We start from the raw sequence: 17,649 nt of genomic DNA, 5'->3' as shown, positions 1-17,649 counted from the left end.
GTCAATCAAAACTAATGCGCCTATGTATTGTACTATCAAAACCATTTGCTAACTTTCGAACTTTCCAAAATTTTTGGAGGGCAGGTTTGATTGTTAATAAATGCTGCTTTCCGTATTAAAATATAGTTATGACAAGTGAGGATAAAATAAGACAAGCATTCGAGAACAAGAACTGGCAGGAAATAAAGGTTACCGATTCCTGGCAGATATTCAAGATAATGGCCGAATTCGTAGACGGCTTTGAGAAACTGGCCAAGATAGGCCCATGCGTATCCATCTTCGGTTCGGCACGTACTAAAAACGAAAACAAGTTCTACAAACTGGCCGAAGATACCGCCCGTCTGCTTACCGAGCGTGGCTACGGTGTAATATCCGGCGGCGGCCCTGGTATTATGGAGGCGGCCAACAAAGGCGCTTATGAAGCGGGCGGTAAATCGGTGGGCTTGAATATCGAGCTACCCTTCGAGCAGTTCCACAACCGTTACATCGACAGGGATAAGATACTGGAGTTCGATTACTTCTTTATCCGCAAGGTAATGTTCATGAAATACTCGCAGGGCTTTATCATCCTGCCCGGCGGCTTCGGCACTATGGACGAATCCTTCGAGGCCATTACGCTGATACAAACCGGCAAGATAGCCCGCTTCCCTATCGTTTTCGTGGGTAAGGACTATTGGGGCGGCCTGTTCAAATGGGTGGAAGAACGCATGTTGGAAGAAGAGCACAACATCAGCAAAGACGACCTAAACCTGTACCGCGTAGTGGATACCGCTGAGGAAGCAGCAGAACATATCTTCAGGTTCTACGACAAGTATGTGTTGAAACCGAACTTTTAAAATTGGTTTCGTGGCTATTTAACCACAAAGGGCACAAAGTAAAAAACACAAAGAGCACAAAGATTTTTTAAATTAAGTGCGCATAGCTTTGTGCCCTTTGCGCAAACCAATATGCAATTCTTTGTGTTCTTTGTGGTAAAATCGGTGTTAATTAGTTCGTCCTCAATTTGTGAAATTCGAATTAATTCGTGCAATTCGTGTTAATTTCACATCTTTACGGTATGGACGCTTCAGCCCAAACCAAGAGACCTGCAGCCTTAGGCTTTATTTTCGTCACCCTGCTTATCGATATCACAGGCTTTGGTATCATTATCCCTGTATTCCCCAAACTGATCGAACACCTCATCCATGGCGATTTAAGCGCTGCTGCGCGATGGAGTGGATGGCTGTTGTTTGCCTATTCGGTGATGCAATTCTTATTTGCACCTGTGTTGGGTAACCTAAGCGATAAGTATGGCCGAAGGCCGATACTCTTAGGCTCGCTGCTTGGTTTTGCTGCAGATTACGCTTTCCTGGCATTTGCCCCCACTATTTGGTGGCTGTTTGTAGGCCGCATTATAGCGGGTATCACCGGCGCTAGTTTTACCACAGCATCGGCGTATATTGCCGACGTAAGCCCGCCCGAAAAGCGCGCACAAAATTTTGGCATCATCGGCGCAGCTTTTGGCCTTGGTTTTATCATAGGTCCGGTATTAGGCGGTTTATTAGGGCAATACAGCACCAAACTACCTTTTCTAACCGCTGGTGCGCTGGCACTGATCAACGCAGCTTACGGTTATTTTGTCCTTCCCGAGTCTTTAGATAAAGCACATCGCCGCCCGTTTGAATGGCGCAGGGCCAACCCGGTAGGCTCGCTAATGCAACTAAAAAAGTACCCTGCGGTAAGCGGCCTTATTGCTTCGCTAATATTGATTTATGTTGCTGCGCATGCCGTACAAAGCACCTGGACATTTTTCACCATGCAACGTTTCCATTGGACGGAATCGATTGTGGGTTTGTCGCTTGGTTTGGTTGGCGTATTGTCCGGTTTGGTTCAGGGCCTGCTTATCCGGGTAACCATTCCTAAACTGGGACAAAAGAAAAGTATTATTTACGGTTTGTTCTTGTACACGTTGGGTTTATTCCTTTTTGCCTTCGCCGGCCAAAGCTGGATGATGTTTGCCATTTTGGCGATTTACTGCCTCGGCGGTATTGCCGGCCCTGCATTGCAGGGTCTCATCAGCGGACAAATACCGCCTAACGAACAGGGCGAATTACAAGGAGGCTTAACCAGCCTGATGAGCGTAACCTCCATAGTAGGCCCGCTTATGATGACTAATTTATTCTCATTTTTCACAAGCAAAAATGCACCTATCCACTTCCCGGGGGCGGCATTCTTTGCGGGCGGTGTGCTCATGTTTTTAAGCACTATGTTGGCTGTTTTAAGCTTTAGAAGAGCACGCGAAAGCAAAAATGCCGCACCTATTGACGTTGCAGCCCATTAATTATCATATGCCGATAAAACTTTTCGCAATTTATCTGTTTTAAGCAATACACACATGGCAGATATACAGGAAAAACCGAACAAAGGACGCGGCGCATTGGGGTTCATATTTGTTACGGTGCTCATTGATACTATGGGGTTGGGTATCATTATCCCCATACTCCCTACCCTGCTGGAAAAATTAGGTCATGTAGGCGTGAGCATGGCCAGCCAATACAGCGGGTGGCTAACGTTCACTTATGCCACCATGCAGTTTGTGTGCGCGCCTATCCTTGGCAACCTAAGCGACCATTACGGCCGTCGCCCGGTATTATTAATCAGTCTCTTCGGCTTCGGTATCGATTATCTTTTCATGGGCTTTGCACCATCCATATTCTGGCTGTTCATTGGGCGTTTTATAGCCGGGGTAGCGGGCGCAAGCACAACTACGGCAACAGCCTACATCTCTGATGTAAGTACCGGCCATAAACGTGCAGCCAATTTTGGGTTGATAGGCGCGGCTACCGGCCTCGGCTTTATTTTAGGGATAGGGCTCGGCGGCTTTTTAGGCGGTATATTCATCAGGCTGCCATTTTTTGTTGCAGCCGGGCTTGCTTTTATCAATGCTGTATATGGTTTCTTTGTATTGCCCGAATCGCTCGACCTCAGAAATCGCCGCAGGTTCCATATCAAACGCGCTAATCCTATTGGTTCCCTATTAAGTTTAAAGAATCATTCAATGGCTGTAAGTACTTTGATAACGGCCTATACCATTGTCTACATCGGGCAAAAGGCAGTAGAAAGCGTACTTCCATTTTATGTAGTAGAAAAATTTAAATGGACGGAAACCAGCATCGGCGCGCTCGGGATTTTCTTGGGCTTGCTTATTGTTGGCGTACAGGGCGGGCTGGTAAGATGGACCATACCAAAGTTCGGATTAAGAAAAAACATACTGGCCGGAATTACCTGCTATGGTATCGGATTGATACTCATATCTTTTAACAATACTCCCTGGCTGATGTACGCATTCATGATACCCTATTGCATAGGTGGCATTGGCGGTACGGCCATGCAAGGCTTTATATCCGAACATGTTTCGCCAAAAGAACAAGGGGAATTGCAAGGAGCGTTAACTAGTTTAGTTAGTCTGACTACCATTATAGGTCCTTTGATGATGACCAGCATTTTCCATCGTTTCACCACCAACGAATCAAAGGTCTATTTTCCGGGAGCGCCGTTCTTATTGGGTGCTATAATGATGGGATTGGCCATTATATTAACCATCAGGAGTTTCAAGAAGAAAGACCCGAAGTTATTGGCGCAGAACGCCGCTAATCCAACCCACTAACGCCGCCGGAGATAACGAATTTCATGATGTCGCCAGCGCTCTTATCGATAGGCTTCACCTTTTCGGCAGAGATGATAATAACCTGTCCCGCAAAGGAGTACGACCAGGGGAAATAAACGGCAACCTCGCCCGGCAAACCTATAGTAGCCATATCCTTTTGCACCAAAAAACCAATCTTCTTAAGGCCGAACTCGTTCACTTCCACCAAAACAGGCTCGTTGAACTTTTTCTCCTCCCCTACGAAAGCCTCGGTAAGATCCTTGATTGAGGAATACAGGAATTTGAATATGGGCAGGCGGTTCAGCCATCGGCGGAACCAGTTCTTTATCGGGTCGGTTATGACGTTGGTAACCAGGATACCGGCCACCAGGATAATGACCAGTACGTTCAGGATGCCCAACCCTGGGATATAAATGGGTTTGCCTGCCTTATCTACCCAAAGCTCCGCGCTGAGGTTTAGTAAGTTATCTACTTTAGATACCGCCCAAAAAACCAGGAAAAACGCAGCGCCCAAAGGCACAACGATCAATAAACCTTTCACGAAATAGTTCAACAGGGCACCGAATAACCTTTTCATGCCACAAATATACGCTATTCGTAAAAGTACACCCGTTTTACGCGTTGTGAAATATTTGTTAAAATTTCGTAGGGGATGGTGCCTATTTGGCTGGCAAGCTGTTCTATGCGCTGCTGCGCGTCGAAAACGATTACTTCGTCGCCCTCGCGCACGTCGCCGGCAACCTCGCTGATATCGAGCATGCACATATCCATAGATACATTGCCCACAGTGGGCACCAGCACGCCGTTAACCAGCATGCGCCCTACCCCATTGCCGAACGCCCGCAGGTAGCCGTCGGCATAGCCGATGCGCACGGTAGCTATGGTACCGTCCTTTTTTAGGCTGCCGTTGCGGTTGTAGCCAATAGTGTCGTTAGCAGGCACCTTTTTCACCTGCGATACCGTGGTTTTGAGTGTGGCTACCGGCCTTAAGCCGGCATCGTCGGCAGGTACAGCGGCGTCAACGCCATATAGGCCTATACCCAGGCGCACCATATCATACTGCGCGGTTGGCCAGCGGGTAATGCCCGATGTATTGCTGATGTGCTTGAGAGCGGTGTAGCCTATCGCTTCCTCTATCTGTTTAAAGGCTTTCTCGAAAGCGCCTATCTGTTTCAGTGTAAACAGGTCGTGTTGTTCGTTATCGCTCGCAGCCAGGTGCGAGAATATAGATTTCACCTTTACGTATTTATTCACCTCCAGCAAATCGCAAAGGGTTTCTATCTCGTAATCCTCGAAACCCAGGCGGTGCATGCCCGTATCAATTTTAATATGGATGGGATAGTTTACGATTTCGTTTTCCTGCGCGTACTTCACGAATTCATCCAGCAGGGTAAAACTGTATATCTCGGGTTCCAGCTTGTAGGCGGTGAGTTTATCATAGGCCAACGGCCCCGGGTTAAGCACCACTACGGGTAGCGATATGCCGCCCTCGCGCAGGGCTATCCCCTCGTCGGTATAGGCCACGGCAAGGTAATCTACCTTGTTGTATTGCAGCATATTGGCCACTTCGAACGTGCCGCTACCGTACGAAAATGCTTTTACCATGGCCATCACCTTTACGCCGGGCTTTAGCTTGGCCTTGTAATAGTTCAGGTTGCCTAACAGCGTGTTCAGGTTTATCTCCAGTACGGTTTCGTGCGCCTTTTGGCCCAAAGCACGGCTTATCCGCTCGAACTCGAAGCTGCGCGAGCCTTTTATCAGGATGGTTTCCTCGCGGAAATGGAGGCTGCCTAAATCCTGCAGCAAGGCGACAGTATCGGCATAAAAATGCGCTTCATACAAGTTGAAGTACTTTTTGTAAGCTGTTAAGTCAGCCCCTACGCCGATGAAGCGCTCTATCCTTTTATCTTTTATCAGCTGGGCCACCTGCTTGTACAGTTCGTCTTTTTGTAGGCCCGATTGGTAGATATCAGACAGGATGACCGTTTTTTTATAATGCTGGTTTTGCTGCCCCAAAAAGTTAAGGGCAATCTCCAGCGACTGGATATCCGAGTTATACGAATCGTCGATGATGGAGCAATCGTTCAGGCCCTGCTTCAATTCCAGCCGCATACTAACGGCATTAAGGCGTTCTATACGGTCGTCGGCATCGGCGGGGCTGTAGCCCATGGCCAGCATAGTGCCCCAGCAGGTGATCGCGTTTTCGATGGAAGCCTCGTCCCTAAAGGGGATCAGGCATTCGATCTCCTTTCCCATATAGGTAGCCCGCAAATAATATTTGCCGGATATGGCGGTCTCGCTGAAAACGTATAAATCAGCCTGTTTGAATTTCCGACTCCAGGTGAAACGTTCGGGCACTTCCAGCTCGCTTTGGTGGTCGAGCAATATTTCGTAGTTGTATATCAATAAGCCACAAGCTTTGAAGAGTTTAAGCTTTTCCTTCAGCTTTTCGGCAGGCGAGGCAAAGCCTTCATCATGTGCGGTCCCCATGTGCGTCAATACCCCAACAGTGGGCTTTATTATCGCTTCGAGCCGCTCCATTTCGCCGGTGGTAGATATGCCCGCCTCGAAGATGCCAAGGGTGTGCGCCTCGCTTATCTGCCATACAGAGAGCGGCACGCCTATTTGCGAATTATAGCTCTTTGGGTTTCGCACGATATTCTTTTCGGGGCAGAGCAACTGGTACAGCCATTCCTTTACTATGGTTTTGCCATTGCTGCCCGTAATGCCTATTACCGGTAAATCGAACTCATTACGATGATGCGCCGCCAGCGTTTGCAAAGCTATAAGGGCGTTGGCTACCAGCAGGAAGTTAGCATCGGGCATCATTACATCCATTTGCTGCTGCACCACAAAATTGCGCACGCCTGCCGTATAAGCATCGGCAATGAATTCGTGGCCGTTGCGCCTGTCGCTTAAGGCAAAAAACAACGATGACGACGGGTTGGTAATGCGTCGGCTATCGGTAAGCAAAACGCTGATGTCGTTATCCTCAATTATTTCGCCTGCTGCCCCGATGATTGCCTTAACCTGGCTGATAGGATAACTATTTTGCATGATACGAATTTGCTTATATTTCTATGAATAGAAGAATTTTAACGAATTTTGGTTTTGATGGATGCCCCAAAAAAAGCAAAGATAACAGACGAAACCCTAGGACTAAAAAAGGCCGAGCATTACTGCGCCTACCAGGAACGCTCACAACAAGAAGTACGCGATAAACTGTACGAATGGGGACTTTATATCACTGCTGTAGAAAACATCATCAGCCGGTTGATAGAAGAGAATTACCTGAACGAGGAGCGTTTTGCGCATGCTTATACGCGAGGCAAATTCAACCAAAAAGGTTGGGGCCGCATTAAGATAAAACAGGGGCTCAAACAAAAAAACGTATCGCCGGTACTTATCAAAAATGCGTTGCAAGGCATCAACCTTAATGATTATATGGACACGCTTACCCGCCTGCTGGAAAAGAAAGCAGGCACCGTTGTCGAGCCAAACGCGCAAAAAAAGCTTTATAAATTGCAACAGTATGCCTTTAGCCGTGGTTTTGAAACCGAGCTTGCGGCAGAGGTTTTGAAAAACAGCGAGTTATGAAAAACTTTTAAAAAAGTTGAATTTTTCCTTGCAGAACGTGCAATTCTGTCTATATTTGCACTCCCGCAAACGAGATAGGCAGCGACGAAAAATCAAAGCTTAGTTTAAGGGGAAATACCAATGCGAAAGTAGCTCAGTTGGTAGAGCACGACCTTGCCAAGGTCGGGGTCGCGAGTTCGAATCTCGTCTTTCGCTCAAATCCCTTCCCGCCCGAAGGGATTTATTGTTAGGAGGTTAGTCCGGATAAAACCGGCAAATACGCCTGCTCAGATGGTGGAACTGGTAGACACGCAGGACTTAAAATCCTGTTCCCGTAAACGGAGTGCGGGTTCGATTCCCGCTCTGAGTACAAAAGCCTGATACATGCCCGTATCGGGTTTTTTGTTAAAATGAATACCGACGCGAAAGTAGCTCAGTTGGTAGAGCACGACCTTGCCAAGGTCGGGGTCGCGAGTTCGAATCTCGTCTTTCGCTCTGAAATCCCTCCCATCCCGGAGGGATTTTTTGTTTGAGGGAAAATCCGAGTAGCACCGCTCAAATGGCGGAACTGGTAGGCACGCAGGACCTAAAATGAATAGTTTTTTATACCCATTCTATAAAGTTTGACCAGGGATTATAAGCTATTTTAACTAATTTGGATTTTTGAAATGAATCTGCTTAGATCGTTAATATTAACCGGTGCTATTAATAGCTTATTTTTCATCCTTTTGCTAAAGAATAAGCCTAAAAATTCGGATAGCGACTGGATATTAATGGTATGGATGGGGACTATTTCACTACAATTAGGCTTTTATTACGATAACCTATCTACAACCCCAATTTTTCCGGGCTGTTTACAATTGTTAGGTTTCTCCCTGCCTTTAGCTAATTCCCCGGTACTTTATTTCTATATTCGTTCCTTATCTATTGGAGCAGGTTTTAAATGGAAAAACATATTGATCCATTTGTTGCCATTCGTGATTTTTACCTGCATAGCTTTTTTCCTTTATTACGCTAAAGCTGGTGACCTGTATTTGAAAGACGGGGTCCCGCATTTCAGCAATACATTAAATTCGGGCATCAGCTATTTCTTAACCGCTCTACTGGCAATTATTCCTGGATACTACACTGTTTTAAGCTTTCTTGTACTTTTAAGGCATCAAAAAAGACTGCCGGACAATTATTCCTATACAGAAAAAATAAACCTGAACTGGTTAAAATGGATCGTTGTTTCGCTGCTTATTCTTTTTATAGGGTTATTTCTATTTATCAAATATGGGGTTAGTTACGGGCTTGTTGGTTACCCTAATCTTTTTGCAGTTGTTGGGGCCGTTCTTACAATTTATGTTTTTTTTATCGGGTTCTGTGGTCTGCACCAGGATGCAGTATTTAACAGCGATGTATCACTGCAGGAAGATATTAATGAAGACATCATAGTAGTAAACTATAAAAATTCGGGGCTGAGCGATGAAAAGGCAGCGCAAATTTTTATGCGTTTAAAACTTCATATGAGTAAAGAGAAACCCTTTTTGAAAGATGACCTGAGCCTTGCTATGCTTGCAGGTAAATTGGGGATCACGTCAAACCAGCTTTCGCAAGTTATTAATCAAAAGTCTGGTTCCAATTTTTTTAATTTTATAAACGGCTATCGGGTAGAGGCCGTTAAAGATAAATTTAAAGACCCTGCATTGGCCGCTTATTCGATATTGGGAATTGCTTACGATTCGGGCTTTCGCTCAAAGTCTTCTTTCAATAAAATTTTTAAGGAAACTACGGGCCAAACACCTTTGCAATACAGAAACGCGGTTAGTTCCTGAATTTACGAGTCTTTCCCTACCTTTCCGGACGATTGCCATCTGTATTAGACTTTCTTTTGTTAAAAAAATAAGCAATGGAAAGTCTTTCAGTTATTCACAAAATTAATATCGCGGTACACATCGCAGCAGGTTCGTCAGCATTAGTTGTCGGTTTAATGGCGATTATTACAAGCAAAGGGAAAAAGTTACACAGGTTAACAGGGCGATTATTTCTGATCCTGATGGGTGTTGTTATTATAACCGGATTAATTGGGGTGTTTGTATTCGGAAGAAATACTTTTCTGCTGGTGATAACGGTATTGAGTGGTTACCAGGCATTTTCCGGCTATCGGATAATCAAAGCAAAGTCAAATAGCCTTATGTTTATTGACATAATCGTATGCCTGCTAGCATTAATATCTGTATCATACTTCCTTTATTATTTTAAATCTATAGGGATGATATGGTCGCCCGTAATTATTTACAGTACGGTGGGCTGGTTATTTTTGATGATCGTGTACGATCTTGGCAGGTACTTTATACCAGCCAAAATATATGGAAACCTATGGATATATGAACATATTTTAAAAATGGTGAGTGCTTTTACCGGCTTGTTATCTGCTTTTTCGGGAACGGTTTTCCCGCAGTATCAACCTTATAGCCAGTTTATCCCATCCATTTTAGGAACATTAGCCGCAATCTGTTTTATGATAGCTGTTCCCAACAAAAAAAATATGTTAACATTAATTTAAAAACGATTGGATAATCTTCCCGTCACCTACCTCATTTTATGCGATCACCTCTAAATTCTTTATGTATTCCAAAAACCGTTCGGATATTTGCATCGCTTGGAGTACAAAAGCCTGATACAAGCCCGTATCGGGTTTTTTGTTAAAATGAATACCAATGCGAATTAGCTCAGTTGGTAGAGCACGACCTTGCCAAGGTCGGGGTCGCGAGTTCGAATCTCGTCTTTCGCTCTGAAATCCCTCCCCTAACCCGGAGGGATTTTTTTGTTTGGGCACCACCCAAACTCCGCTTCTTCAGAGATCAAAAGCTTTCAATCCTTAATCTCCAACCACTAAATATTCCCTTTCTTCAACTCATCTGCGGCAAAGTTTGCTGCGCGGGCAGTTAAGGCCATATAGGTTAGCGATGGGTTTTGGCAAGCGGCGGAAGTCATGCAGGCACCATCGGTTACAAATACGTTCATCGCATCCCAAACCTGGTTGTTTTTGTTGAGTACCGATGTTTTCGGGTCGTGGCCCATGCGGGCAGTTCCCATCTCGTGTATGCCGTCGCCAACGTTGTGCCCGTGGTCATGCGTTTCTATGTTCTTCACCCCTGCCATTTCCAGCATGACCTTGGCCTCGTTTACGATGTCCACGCGCATTTTCTTCTCGTTCTCTTTTATCTCGGCATCCATGGCCAGGGTTGGTAGGCCCCATTTGTCTTTGTTTTCTTTATCCAGGGTTATTTTGTTCTCGTGGTAAGGCAGCAGTTCACCAAACCCGGCCAGGCCCATTTGCCATTGCCCTGGTTCCGATAGTGCGTCTTTATACTGGGCGCCTATGTTCAATTCTGCAATTTCGCGACTCCAACCCTGCCTGCTTGCCCCACCCTGGTAGCCGAAGCCACGCAGGTAATCGCGTTTGTCGCCAAACAGGTTGGCAAAACGGCTTAAGTAGATACCGTTGGCGCGGCGGCCATAGTAATATTTATCCTCGTAGCCCTCCATAATGCCGCTTGCGCCCAGGTTGTAGTGGTGATCCATGATATTATGGCCCAGTTCGCCGCTGCTGCTGCCCAGGCCATCGGGCCATATATCGGTAGCCGAATTCATCAACACCCAGGCGCTATTCAAAGCCGAAGCATTCACAAAAACAACTTTGGCAAAAAACTGGTACGTTTTGTTGGTTTCGACATCCAAAATTTCCACGCCTTTGGCGCGTTTGCTGTCTTTATCGTACAATATTTGGGTTACTATACTTTGCGGGCGCACGGTTAGGTTACCCGTAGCCAGTGCCGCCGGCAAGGTAGATGATTGCGTGCTAAAATACCCGCCAAAGGGGCATCCCTCCCAGCATCGGTTACGGAATTCACATTTATTGCGCCCGGGGATAGCAGCCGTTAAGTTTGCCACCCTGCCAATAATCATATCCCGGCCGAATTTCTTTTTGATGCTGGCGGCAACGTCTTTTTCTATCCAGTTCATATCCATGGGCGGCAGAAAGTGGCCATCGGGCAATTGCGGCAGGCCCTCCATAGAGCCACTGATGCCTGCAAATTTTTCGGCATGGGTGTACCAGGGGGCTATATCCTTGTAGCGAATGGGCCAGTCGATAGCCCAACCATCTTTAGCGTTGGCTTCGAAGTCGAAATCGCTCCAGCGGTAGCTTTGCCTGCCCCAAAGTATAGACCGCCCTCCCAACTGGTAACTTCGCCACCAGTTAAAGGGTTTTATTTCGGTAAAGGGTGCTTCCTGCTCATCAACCCAGTAATCCATCACAGCTTCCTGGGCACCCCAGTTACGCGAAATCACGGGCCGGCGGTTGCGTTGTGCCTGCGTTACATTACCCCGATGCTCAAAATCCCAGGGATTGTTATTCGCAGTTTTATAGTCTTTTATATGTTCGAAGTTGCGCCCGCGCTCCAGCATAATGGTTTTTAGGCCACGTTCGGTAAGTTCTTTAGCGGCCCAGCCACCGCTAATACCCGAGCCAATCACAATTGCATCATAAGTATTGCCGGCATTGGCCTTAAGATTTAAGTTCGGTGCGTCTAATAACATGTTTTTTAGGTTTTGGCCGGTAAAAATGCCGGCGGCTATATATTGGGAAAACAAGTTTATAGATTAATAATTGAAATTGCAAACGATTGTAGGGTTGGAGGTTAGTGGTTAGTGGTTAGTGGTTAGTGGTTAGTGGTTAGTGGTTAGTGGTTAGTGGTTAGTGGTTAGTGGTTAGTGGGAGATGCAAAGGGAAATGCATTGTTTTAATTTTCTGAAGATTCTTTAATTCTTGAAATTGTGATTCAGACAAAATCCTGATTCAGACAAATTCTTATGGCGATGCCTTCGGCCCGGGTTATCCACTCCAACTCCTCATTACGTGCTGCTGATAGAAGCAGCACTACATTCCGGGGTTTCCGCTCCTATCCCTATCGCATTTTTCTGAACCATGATTCACGGGATTTAAGGATACCCCTGCTTTATTTCAGGAAAATCAAAGTTCAGAAAGAATCCAGAATAACCTCAAAATCCTTTAATCGTGTTAAAATTACCCTATGGCAAGCACTTTCCACAACCAAAGTTTTATTTTTGCGGCATGCTACAGGTAAGCGCACTTTTCATCTACCCCGTCAAATCTTTAGGCGGCATTCCGCTGGACAGTGCGCACCTTACCGACCGTGGCCTGCAGCGCGATCGCCGCTGGATGCTGATTGACGAGAAGAATCGCTTCCTCTCCCAACGCGAGAATATACAGATGGCTTTACTAAAGACTTCGTTGGAGGCAGGTAGATTACGGGTAAGTTATACGCCCGACGGCACGTCCATCAACATTCCCTTCATCCCACAAACCGAAGAATTGGTGGAGGTAACCATTTGGGACGATACCTGTACCGCTCAATTGGTAAGCGCCGAAATAGATGCATGGTTTACCGCCAAACTGGGGATGTCTGCAAGGCTGGTTTATATGCCGGACAGTAGCCTGCGCCCAACCGACCCGAGATACACCAACGAGGGAATGGTTACGTCTTTTTCTGACGGGTACCCTATGCTCGTCATCGGCCAGGCTTCGCTGGATGATTTGAACAGTCGTATGCCCGCCGCCCTGCCGATCGACCGTTTCCGTCCGAATATCGTTTTCACAGGCGGCGAGCCCTATAGTGAGGATACCATGAAGCACATCGTGATAAACCGGATAAATATGTATGGTGTAAAACTCTGCGCCCGTTGCGTAATGACCACGGTAGATCAGGATAATGCTACTAAAGGTAAAGAGCCGCTAAAGACGCTGGCCAAATACCGGCTAAAGAATAATAAGATATATTTCGGGCAAAATTTGGTACACAGCGGTATCGGCATATTAAACGTGGGCGATGAACTAAACGTTCTGGAACTGCACGATGAGGAAAGGTTTTTTATAAGGAAGCCGGAACAGGCCTAGGCACCTGCCGTTCCGCGGCCTGCTTTATTACCCGGTTGCGCTTTTGCAGCAGGCGGGTCATATATCTTTCCATAATCAACTTATCCACCAGCCTCCCCAAAATTCCAAGTGGCGATTTAAAAATAAACTCATCCGTCATGATGGTGTAGCTACCGGCCTGTTTAAACTGATGCAGGTGGCGCAATACTTTGAACGGGCCTTTTACGATTTCGTCTATAAAGTAGTCGTTGGCGGCGAATTCGCTGATGCGGATGGTCATGTTCAGTTTCAGGCCGAAATGCTTCGCCTGCCAGGTTACCCAATCATTTAAGCCGATAAGGCCCGAGGTTTTGCCGGCGACGGCTTTCTCTTTGGTGTGCTGCATAGAGTTGACGTGCAAATCTATACTGCGTGATAAATCGAAACATGCCGCAACGGGCGCTTTTATCTTGGTGGTTAATTTAATAATAGCCATTACTTACATCCTCAAGCTTAAAATATCGTGTACGGCGTGCTCCGCCTTAGCAAATTGAAATACGAAACCGGCATCCAACAGACGTTTAGGAGCTACCCAGCGGCTTTTTAGCACCAACTCTGTTTCGCTGCCGATGAGCCACATCCCTATCTCTAAAAGCCATTGGGGTGCAGGCAAGCCAATGGGCATGCCATAGGCTTTACGGATGATGCGCATCAGGTCCTTATTCTTCGCAGCTTCCGGCGCGGCAGCATTGATGATGCCATCTATTTCGGTATGTTCCATCAGGAAGTCGGTTATGCGGGCGGTATCATGTTCGTGTATCCAGGCAATGTATTGTTCGCCGTCGCCTTGTTTGCCGCCCAGGCCAAACCTCACCAGATTTAACAATCGCGGGAAAACGCTGTCGCTTCGCCCGAGGGCAATACCATGGCGAAGGCATACTTTGCGTGTTTTAGGTGTATCAGCATCAAAAAAGCTTTGCTCCCATTGGTTACAAACATCAATAGAAAAGCCGTAACCAATCTCGCCGGTGGCTTCGTCCTGCGCATGGTCTTCGGCATGGCGGTAGATGGTGGCAGATGCCAGGTTTATCCAAAGTTTTGGCGGTTCGGGTAGTTTATTGATTACCCTGCCAAGCAAGGCAGTCGGCACCACGCGTGAGCGGATTATTTCCTTTTTATTCTTTTCGGTATAACGGCAGTTTACGTTTTTGCCGCAAAGGTTTATCAGCATATCGGCACCATTGAGAGCATCGACCCATGCACCTTCGGTAATGCCATCCCAAACCAGGGTTTTGATATTGCCATCGGCGGGCACAGCTTTGCGGCTCAGCAGGATAATCTCTTCCGCCAGCTCTTTATAATATCTGGCTAATACGCCCCCGAGGTAACCATTACCACCGGCGAGCACTATTTTATGGTATTTCATGATAAATTCAGTTTAAGATTACGGCCAACAACAACACCCTGTACACTACCCAGCTGATAGTAAGCAACCAGCCGAGATGCATCAGTTTGGTACGGCGGATGTGCTCTAAGAACATCAGCCCCGCTACAGCCATAAAGCAAAGCGTACATATTAAAGGTGTAAGGGTTATAAATTTAGCAAGCAGCAGCATCGGCAACAGCAGCAATGCGCCCGCTAAAGAAATCGTCATCATATTCCCCAAATACTCCCAACGTTTTGCCGGGGCGTAAAAGCTGACAACGATGCCCTGAAACAGTACCTGCCCGCCACAGATAAAGTACTCGCGCAGCGGATGGCCAACAGGAACAAGCGGTGTTAAATGATGTGCGTAAACCGTCAATATGCTGCCCACAGCCAGCCAGGTAAAGGCAAGGTAGATAAGGCGGTAACCCAACCGAAAACTTGGCTGTATGCCCTTTACATCATGCTCCGCAGGAATAATTACCCTCCGATTGTAGGATATAAACGCATACGCTTTCTTCATCAGCCACACGAAAGGCGCAAACCCAAACAGCGGCTTAAACAGCGGGAAGCTATTACCGATAACTTTAAACAGGCTTTCTACGCCGTAGCTTACTTCGCCTGTTTGGGTATCGACCAAAGCGATTTCGTTTACGGCGCGTTGCCTGTCAACCAGCGGACAAGCAGCTTCGGGCATATCCTGGTAGCTGGCCCTACCCCTGTCATCCAGCATGCCCGTATGCGTAAAGGCTTTGGTGTATGCCTTGCACATGGGGCAATCGGCATCGTAAAGTATCTGGTGGTTTTGCAGGGTTTTCATGGCAAAGTATTATTGAGGTTGAACGAATACCAAAGTATCTCTTTCGGCTTTTGCGTGCTGGGCTTTGCTGCGGAGTTTAAAGAATACGATTACGTTGAAGAAGTGCATGGCACCGAGTATGAGGATAATGGTGCCGATCTTATAACTCAGCACCTCTATAACTGCCTGCGTGTTTTTGATGGTGTCGGTCTCTTTTAGCACCAGGCACATGTAGCCGATATTCACCAGGTAGAAGCCTACTACCAATAGCTTGTTCACGCTATCGGCCAGCGGTGTATTGCCATGAAAAATATCCACCAAAAAAATGCGCCCGTTGTTGAATAAAACTCTGGCTACCCAAATAGTCAATAAAATGCTGACGATGAGGTAAACGGCGTAGGTTAAAATAAAGTAATTCATGATTTCTATTGTTTTAAATTGTTGTGCTTATTGCATGGAACAAATGTAAAACAATTGTATCGAACTTTCAAAATATATTGAAAGTTTATTTTATAAATATCTACACAATCATTACTAAGATTGCAGCCCTGCAGTATGCGGAATGATATTTGAGCAATCCTGATAACTATGCTGTTCCAAAACATTCATTTTATTATCAACCCTGCATCGGGTAAAACGGAAGCTATTCTGAGTTATATACAGCATGCCCTTTGTAAAACCACCATCAACTGGGCGGTAACTGTTGCCGTTAAACAGCATGATTGTTATAGCATAGCATCAGGTTTAATTGGCCAAACTGATTTGGTGGTAATTTACGGCGGCGATGGCAGCATAAGCCAGATAGCCAGGGCCCTTTGCGGTAGCAATACACCAATGGCTATTATCCCTGGGGGTACAGCCAATATATTATCCAAAGAATTGAACATCCCGCAGCACTCGCGGGATGCTTTAGCGCTCATCATCGGTGGAGAAACGCAGATGATGCAAATAGATATGGGCATAGCCAACGGTTGCCCTTTTGTGCTGAGAGTAAATATGGGGGTTATGGCCGATATGATACTGGAGGTAGATAACCTGTTGAAAGAGAAACTTGGGCAGGTAGCTTACGGCATTTCCGCTTTAAAAACAGCGGCGGTGGCTAAGCCGCAAACCTACAAATTAGTCATAGACGGCGAAACGTTCATCGAAACCGGCGTGCTGCTAACCGTTACCAATGCCGGGAGCATTGGCATTGGCCACATAGCGCTTTTCCCTGGCATTAGTATAAGCGATGGTTTCCTGGATGTAATATTGATGCACGATACCGACCCACTCTCGGTATTGCAAGTCGCGGGGAGCACTCTCTTCCACAAAGAATCTGAAGTGTTGAAACACTGGCGTTGCAAAGAGGTTGTGATAGCGATGGATGAAAGCACCCATTATATATGCGATGATAGCGGGCAGCAGGCCACCAACATCCATATTAAAATAATACCGCTGGCCTTAAACGTGTTAGTTGCAGCGATAAAATCTTAATATATGTACCATAAAATAAAAAGCTGGTGGCTGGTAATATACATCTTCATTCAAAAGATGCTGGATATTTTGCACCGTTACATTTACGGTTTACCAAATATTAAAAAGAGCCAGATAACGGCCCACCTTTACCTGGGCAGCCAGTACAATCTCATCGGCTTAAAAAAACTGAAAGCGCTTGGCGTAACCGCTATCGTAAACATGCGCGAACATAGGGTTTATTCCCAAGCAAAATATGCGCATATCAAATACCTGCATTTGCCAACGGTGGACAATACCCCCCCTACTATGGATATTTTATTAAAAGGCGCAACTTTTATTGAGAATGAGATCAACAGCGGAGGCACCGTATATGTGCATTGCCGCCAGGGCCTTGGCCGCGGGCCTACCATGGCCATAGCTTACCTTATTAAAGCCGGAGCAACTTTTCAGCACGCTTTTAACCTCGTAAAGAGCGTGCGACCCTTCATAGACCCTCGCGCCGGGCAGATAGCGCAATTAAAACAATTAGAGATCATTTGCCACCCAAGCCCTAAAAACAGTACGATTTAAGACGGCAGTATAATTTTTCAGGAAATAATTTCTATCAGTAGCACCTAGTTTAAAATTTAGTTAATAAAATTGCGTTTTTAATTTTTTATGCTGCGGCTATGGTAATAGTTGCATAAATTTCCATCTTTACCCCATGTTCAGAAGTATAAGAAACCGATACCTGAGATACCTTGCCATCTTTGTTTACTTTGTTATCCTCTTTTTCTGCGCCATAGAATTGAATTTCTTGTGGCTGTTTGGGCATTCGCCTA

The 17,649-nt window shown here is 46.1% G+C and carries 17 protein-coding genes and 4 tRNA genes; 13 read left to right on the top strand and 8 right to left on the bottom strand.

Annotated features, from left to right (window positions below; translation table 11 throughout):
• Window positions 1-128: 128 nt before the first annotated feature.
• The 3 genes from AC1DYT_RS08100 (at window position 129) to AC1DYT_RS08090 (ending at window position 3,646) form a co-directional block, all read left to right on the top strand.
• Window positions 129-836, top strand: coding sequence for an LOG family protein (locus AC1DYT_RS08100; RefSeq protein ID WP_477458913.1), 708 nt, complete (start codon window positions 129-131; stop codon window positions 834-836).
• A 221-nt stretch (window positions 837-1,057) separates the two neighbouring features.
• A complete protein-coding gene (locus tag AC1DYT_RS08095; protein WP_477469121.1) occupies window positions 1,058-2,320 on the top strand; it encodes a TCR/Tet family MFS transporter in 1,263 nt (420 codons plus the stop codon).
• Window positions 2,321-2,374: 54 nt separating this feature from the next.
• Complete coding sequence (locus AC1DYT_RS08090) at window positions 2,375-3,646, top strand: TCR/Tet family MFS transporter (protein ID WP_477469120.1); 1,272 nt, start codon at window positions 2,375-2,377, stop codon at window positions 3,644-3,646.
• Here AC1DYT_RS08090 and AC1DYT_RS08085 read toward each other — a convergent pair.
• Together AC1DYT_RS08085 and AC1DYT_RS08080 are read right to left on the bottom strand one after the other, a co-directional pair.
• Window positions 3,630-4,223, bottom strand: coding sequence for a DUF502 domain-containing protein (locus AC1DYT_RS08085; protein WP_477469119.1), 594 nt, complete (start codon window positions 4,221-4,223; stop codon window positions 3,630-3,632). The genes AC1DYT_RS08090 and AC1DYT_RS08085 overlap by 17 nt on opposite strands.
• Before the next feature lie 14 nt (window positions 4,224-4,237).
• Window positions 4,238-6,703, bottom strand: a complete 2,466-nt coding sequence (locus AC1DYT_RS08080; protein WP_477469118.1) for a bifunctional UDP-N-acetylmuramoyl-tripeptide:D-alanyl-D-alanine ligase/alanine racemase — start codon at window positions 6,701-6,703, stop codon at window positions 4,238-4,240.
• A 57-nt stretch (window positions 6,704-6,760) separates the two neighbouring features.
• Between AC1DYT_RS08080 and AC1DYT_RS08075 the strand changes: the two genes are divergently transcribed.
• The 7 genes from AC1DYT_RS08075 to AC1DYT_RS08045 all read left to right on the top strand — a co-directional run bounded on the left by AC1DYT_RS08075 (window position 6,761) and on the right by AC1DYT_RS08045 (window position 9,998).
• A complete protein-coding gene (locus AC1DYT_RS08075) occupies window positions 6,761-7,243 on the top strand; it encodes a regulatory protein RecX (RefSeq protein ID WP_477469117.1) in 483 nt (160 codons plus the stop codon).
• Window positions 7,244-7,365: 122 nt separating this feature from the next.
• A tRNA-Gly gene (locus AC1DYT_RS08070) sits at window positions 7,366-7,438 on the top strand.
• A gap of 69 nt (window positions 7,439-7,507) precedes the next feature.
• Window positions 7,508-7,592 (top strand) — tRNA-Leu (locus AC1DYT_RS08065).
• 52 nt (window positions 7,593-7,644) lie between these two features.
• Window positions 7,645-7,717, top strand: a tRNA-Gly gene (locus tag AC1DYT_RS08060).
• Window positions 7,718-7,890: 173 nt separating this feature from the next.
• Window positions 7,891-9,039: a helix-turn-helix domain-containing protein gene (locus AC1DYT_RS08055; RefSeq protein ID WP_477469116.1), complete on the top strand. Its 1,149-nt coding sequence runs from the start codon at window positions 7,891-7,893 to the stop codon at window positions 9,037-9,039.
• A 74-nt stretch (window positions 9,040-9,113) separates the two neighbouring features.
• Window positions 9,114-9,770 (top strand): DUF2306 domain-containing protein, encoded by a 657-nt coding sequence (locus AC1DYT_RS08050; protein WP_477469115.1) that lies wholly within the window; start codon window positions 9,114-9,116, stop codon window positions 9,768-9,770.
• A gap of 156 nt (window positions 9,771-9,926) precedes the next feature.
• Window positions 9,927-9,998, top strand: a tRNA-Gly gene (locus AC1DYT_RS08045).
• 101 nt (window positions 9,999-10,099) lie between these two features.
• Here AC1DYT_RS08045 and AC1DYT_RS08040 read toward each other — a convergent pair.
• On the bottom strand, window positions 10,100-11,809 hold the full coding sequence (locus AC1DYT_RS08040) for a GMC oxidoreductase (protein WP_477469114.1): 1,710 nt from the start codon (window positions 11,807-11,809) through the stop codon (window positions 10,100-10,102).
• A 478-nt stretch (window positions 11,810-12,287) separates the two neighbouring features.
• Here AC1DYT_RS08040 and AC1DYT_RS08035 point away from each other — a divergent pair, with 478 nt between their 5' ends.
• Window positions 12,288-13,187, top strand: coding sequence for an MOSC domain-containing protein (locus AC1DYT_RS08035; protein WP_477469113.1), 900 nt, complete (start codon window positions 12,288-12,290; stop codon window positions 13,185-13,187).
• On the opposite strand, the gene AC1DYT_RS08030 is transcribed toward AC1DYT_RS08035, so the two are convergent.
• Genes AC1DYT_RS08030 through AC1DYT_RS08015 form a run of 4 tightly spaced genes read right to left on the bottom strand, consistent with a single transcriptional unit; the run spans window position 13,162 to window position 15,790 of the window.
• Window positions 13,162-13,641, bottom strand: coding sequence for an SRPBCC family protein (locus AC1DYT_RS08030; RefSeq protein WP_477469112.1), 480 nt, complete (start codon window positions 13,639-13,641; stop codon window positions 13,162-13,164). The two genes, AC1DYT_RS08035 and AC1DYT_RS08030, sit on opposite strands and share 26 nt — an antisense overlap.
• Window positions 13,642-13,644: 3 nt before the next feature.
• On the bottom strand, window positions 13,645-14,571 hold the full coding sequence (locus AC1DYT_RS08025; RefSeq protein ID WP_477469111.1) for a TIGR01777 family oxidoreductase: 927 nt from the start codon (window positions 14,569-14,571) through the stop codon (window positions 13,645-13,647).
• 7 nt (window positions 14,572-14,578) lie between these two features.
• Complete coding sequence (locus AC1DYT_RS08020) at window positions 14,579-15,391, bottom strand: DCC1-like thiol-disulfide oxidoreductase family protein (RefSeq protein WP_477469110.1); 813 nt, start codon at window positions 15,389-15,391, stop codon at window positions 14,579-14,581.
• A 9-nt stretch (window positions 15,392-15,400) separates the two neighbouring features.
• Window positions 15,401-15,790 (bottom strand): hypothetical protein, encoded by a 390-nt coding sequence (locus AC1DYT_RS08015; RefSeq protein WP_477469109.1) that lies wholly within the window; start codon window positions 15,788-15,790, stop codon window positions 15,401-15,403.
• A 168-nt stretch (window positions 15,791-15,958) separates the two neighbouring features.
• Between AC1DYT_RS08015 and AC1DYT_RS08010 the strand changes: the two genes are divergently transcribed.
• Both AC1DYT_RS08010 and AC1DYT_RS08005 read left to right on the top strand, forming a co-directional pair.
• Entirely contained in the window at window positions 15,959-16,846 is an 888-nt protein-coding gene (locus AC1DYT_RS08010; RefSeq protein WP_477469108.1) for a diacylglycerol/lipid kinase family protein, read from the top strand.
• A gap of 3 nt (window positions 16,847-16,849) precedes the next feature.
• The gene (locus tag AC1DYT_RS08005) at window positions 16,850-17,398 is read left to right on the top strand and encodes a dual specificity protein phosphatase family protein (RefSeq protein ID WP_477469107.1); all 549 of its coding nucleotides are present in this window, start codon (window positions 16,850-16,852) and stop codon (window positions 17,396-17,398) included.
• A gap of 85 nt (window positions 17,399-17,483) precedes the next feature.
• Here AC1DYT_RS08005 and AC1DYT_RS08000 read toward each other — a convergent pair whose 3' ends face one another.
• Complete coding sequence (locus AC1DYT_RS08000) at window positions 17,484-17,642, bottom strand: hypothetical protein (RefSeq protein ID WP_477469106.1); 159 nt, start codon at window positions 17,640-17,642, stop codon at window positions 17,484-17,486.
• Window positions 17,643-17,649 lie beyond the last annotated feature (7 nt).

It is taken from the genome of Mucilaginibacter sp. P1_D10, assembly GCF_056406215.1.
This window is presented reverse-complemented; position numbering and strand designations above follow the sequence as displayed.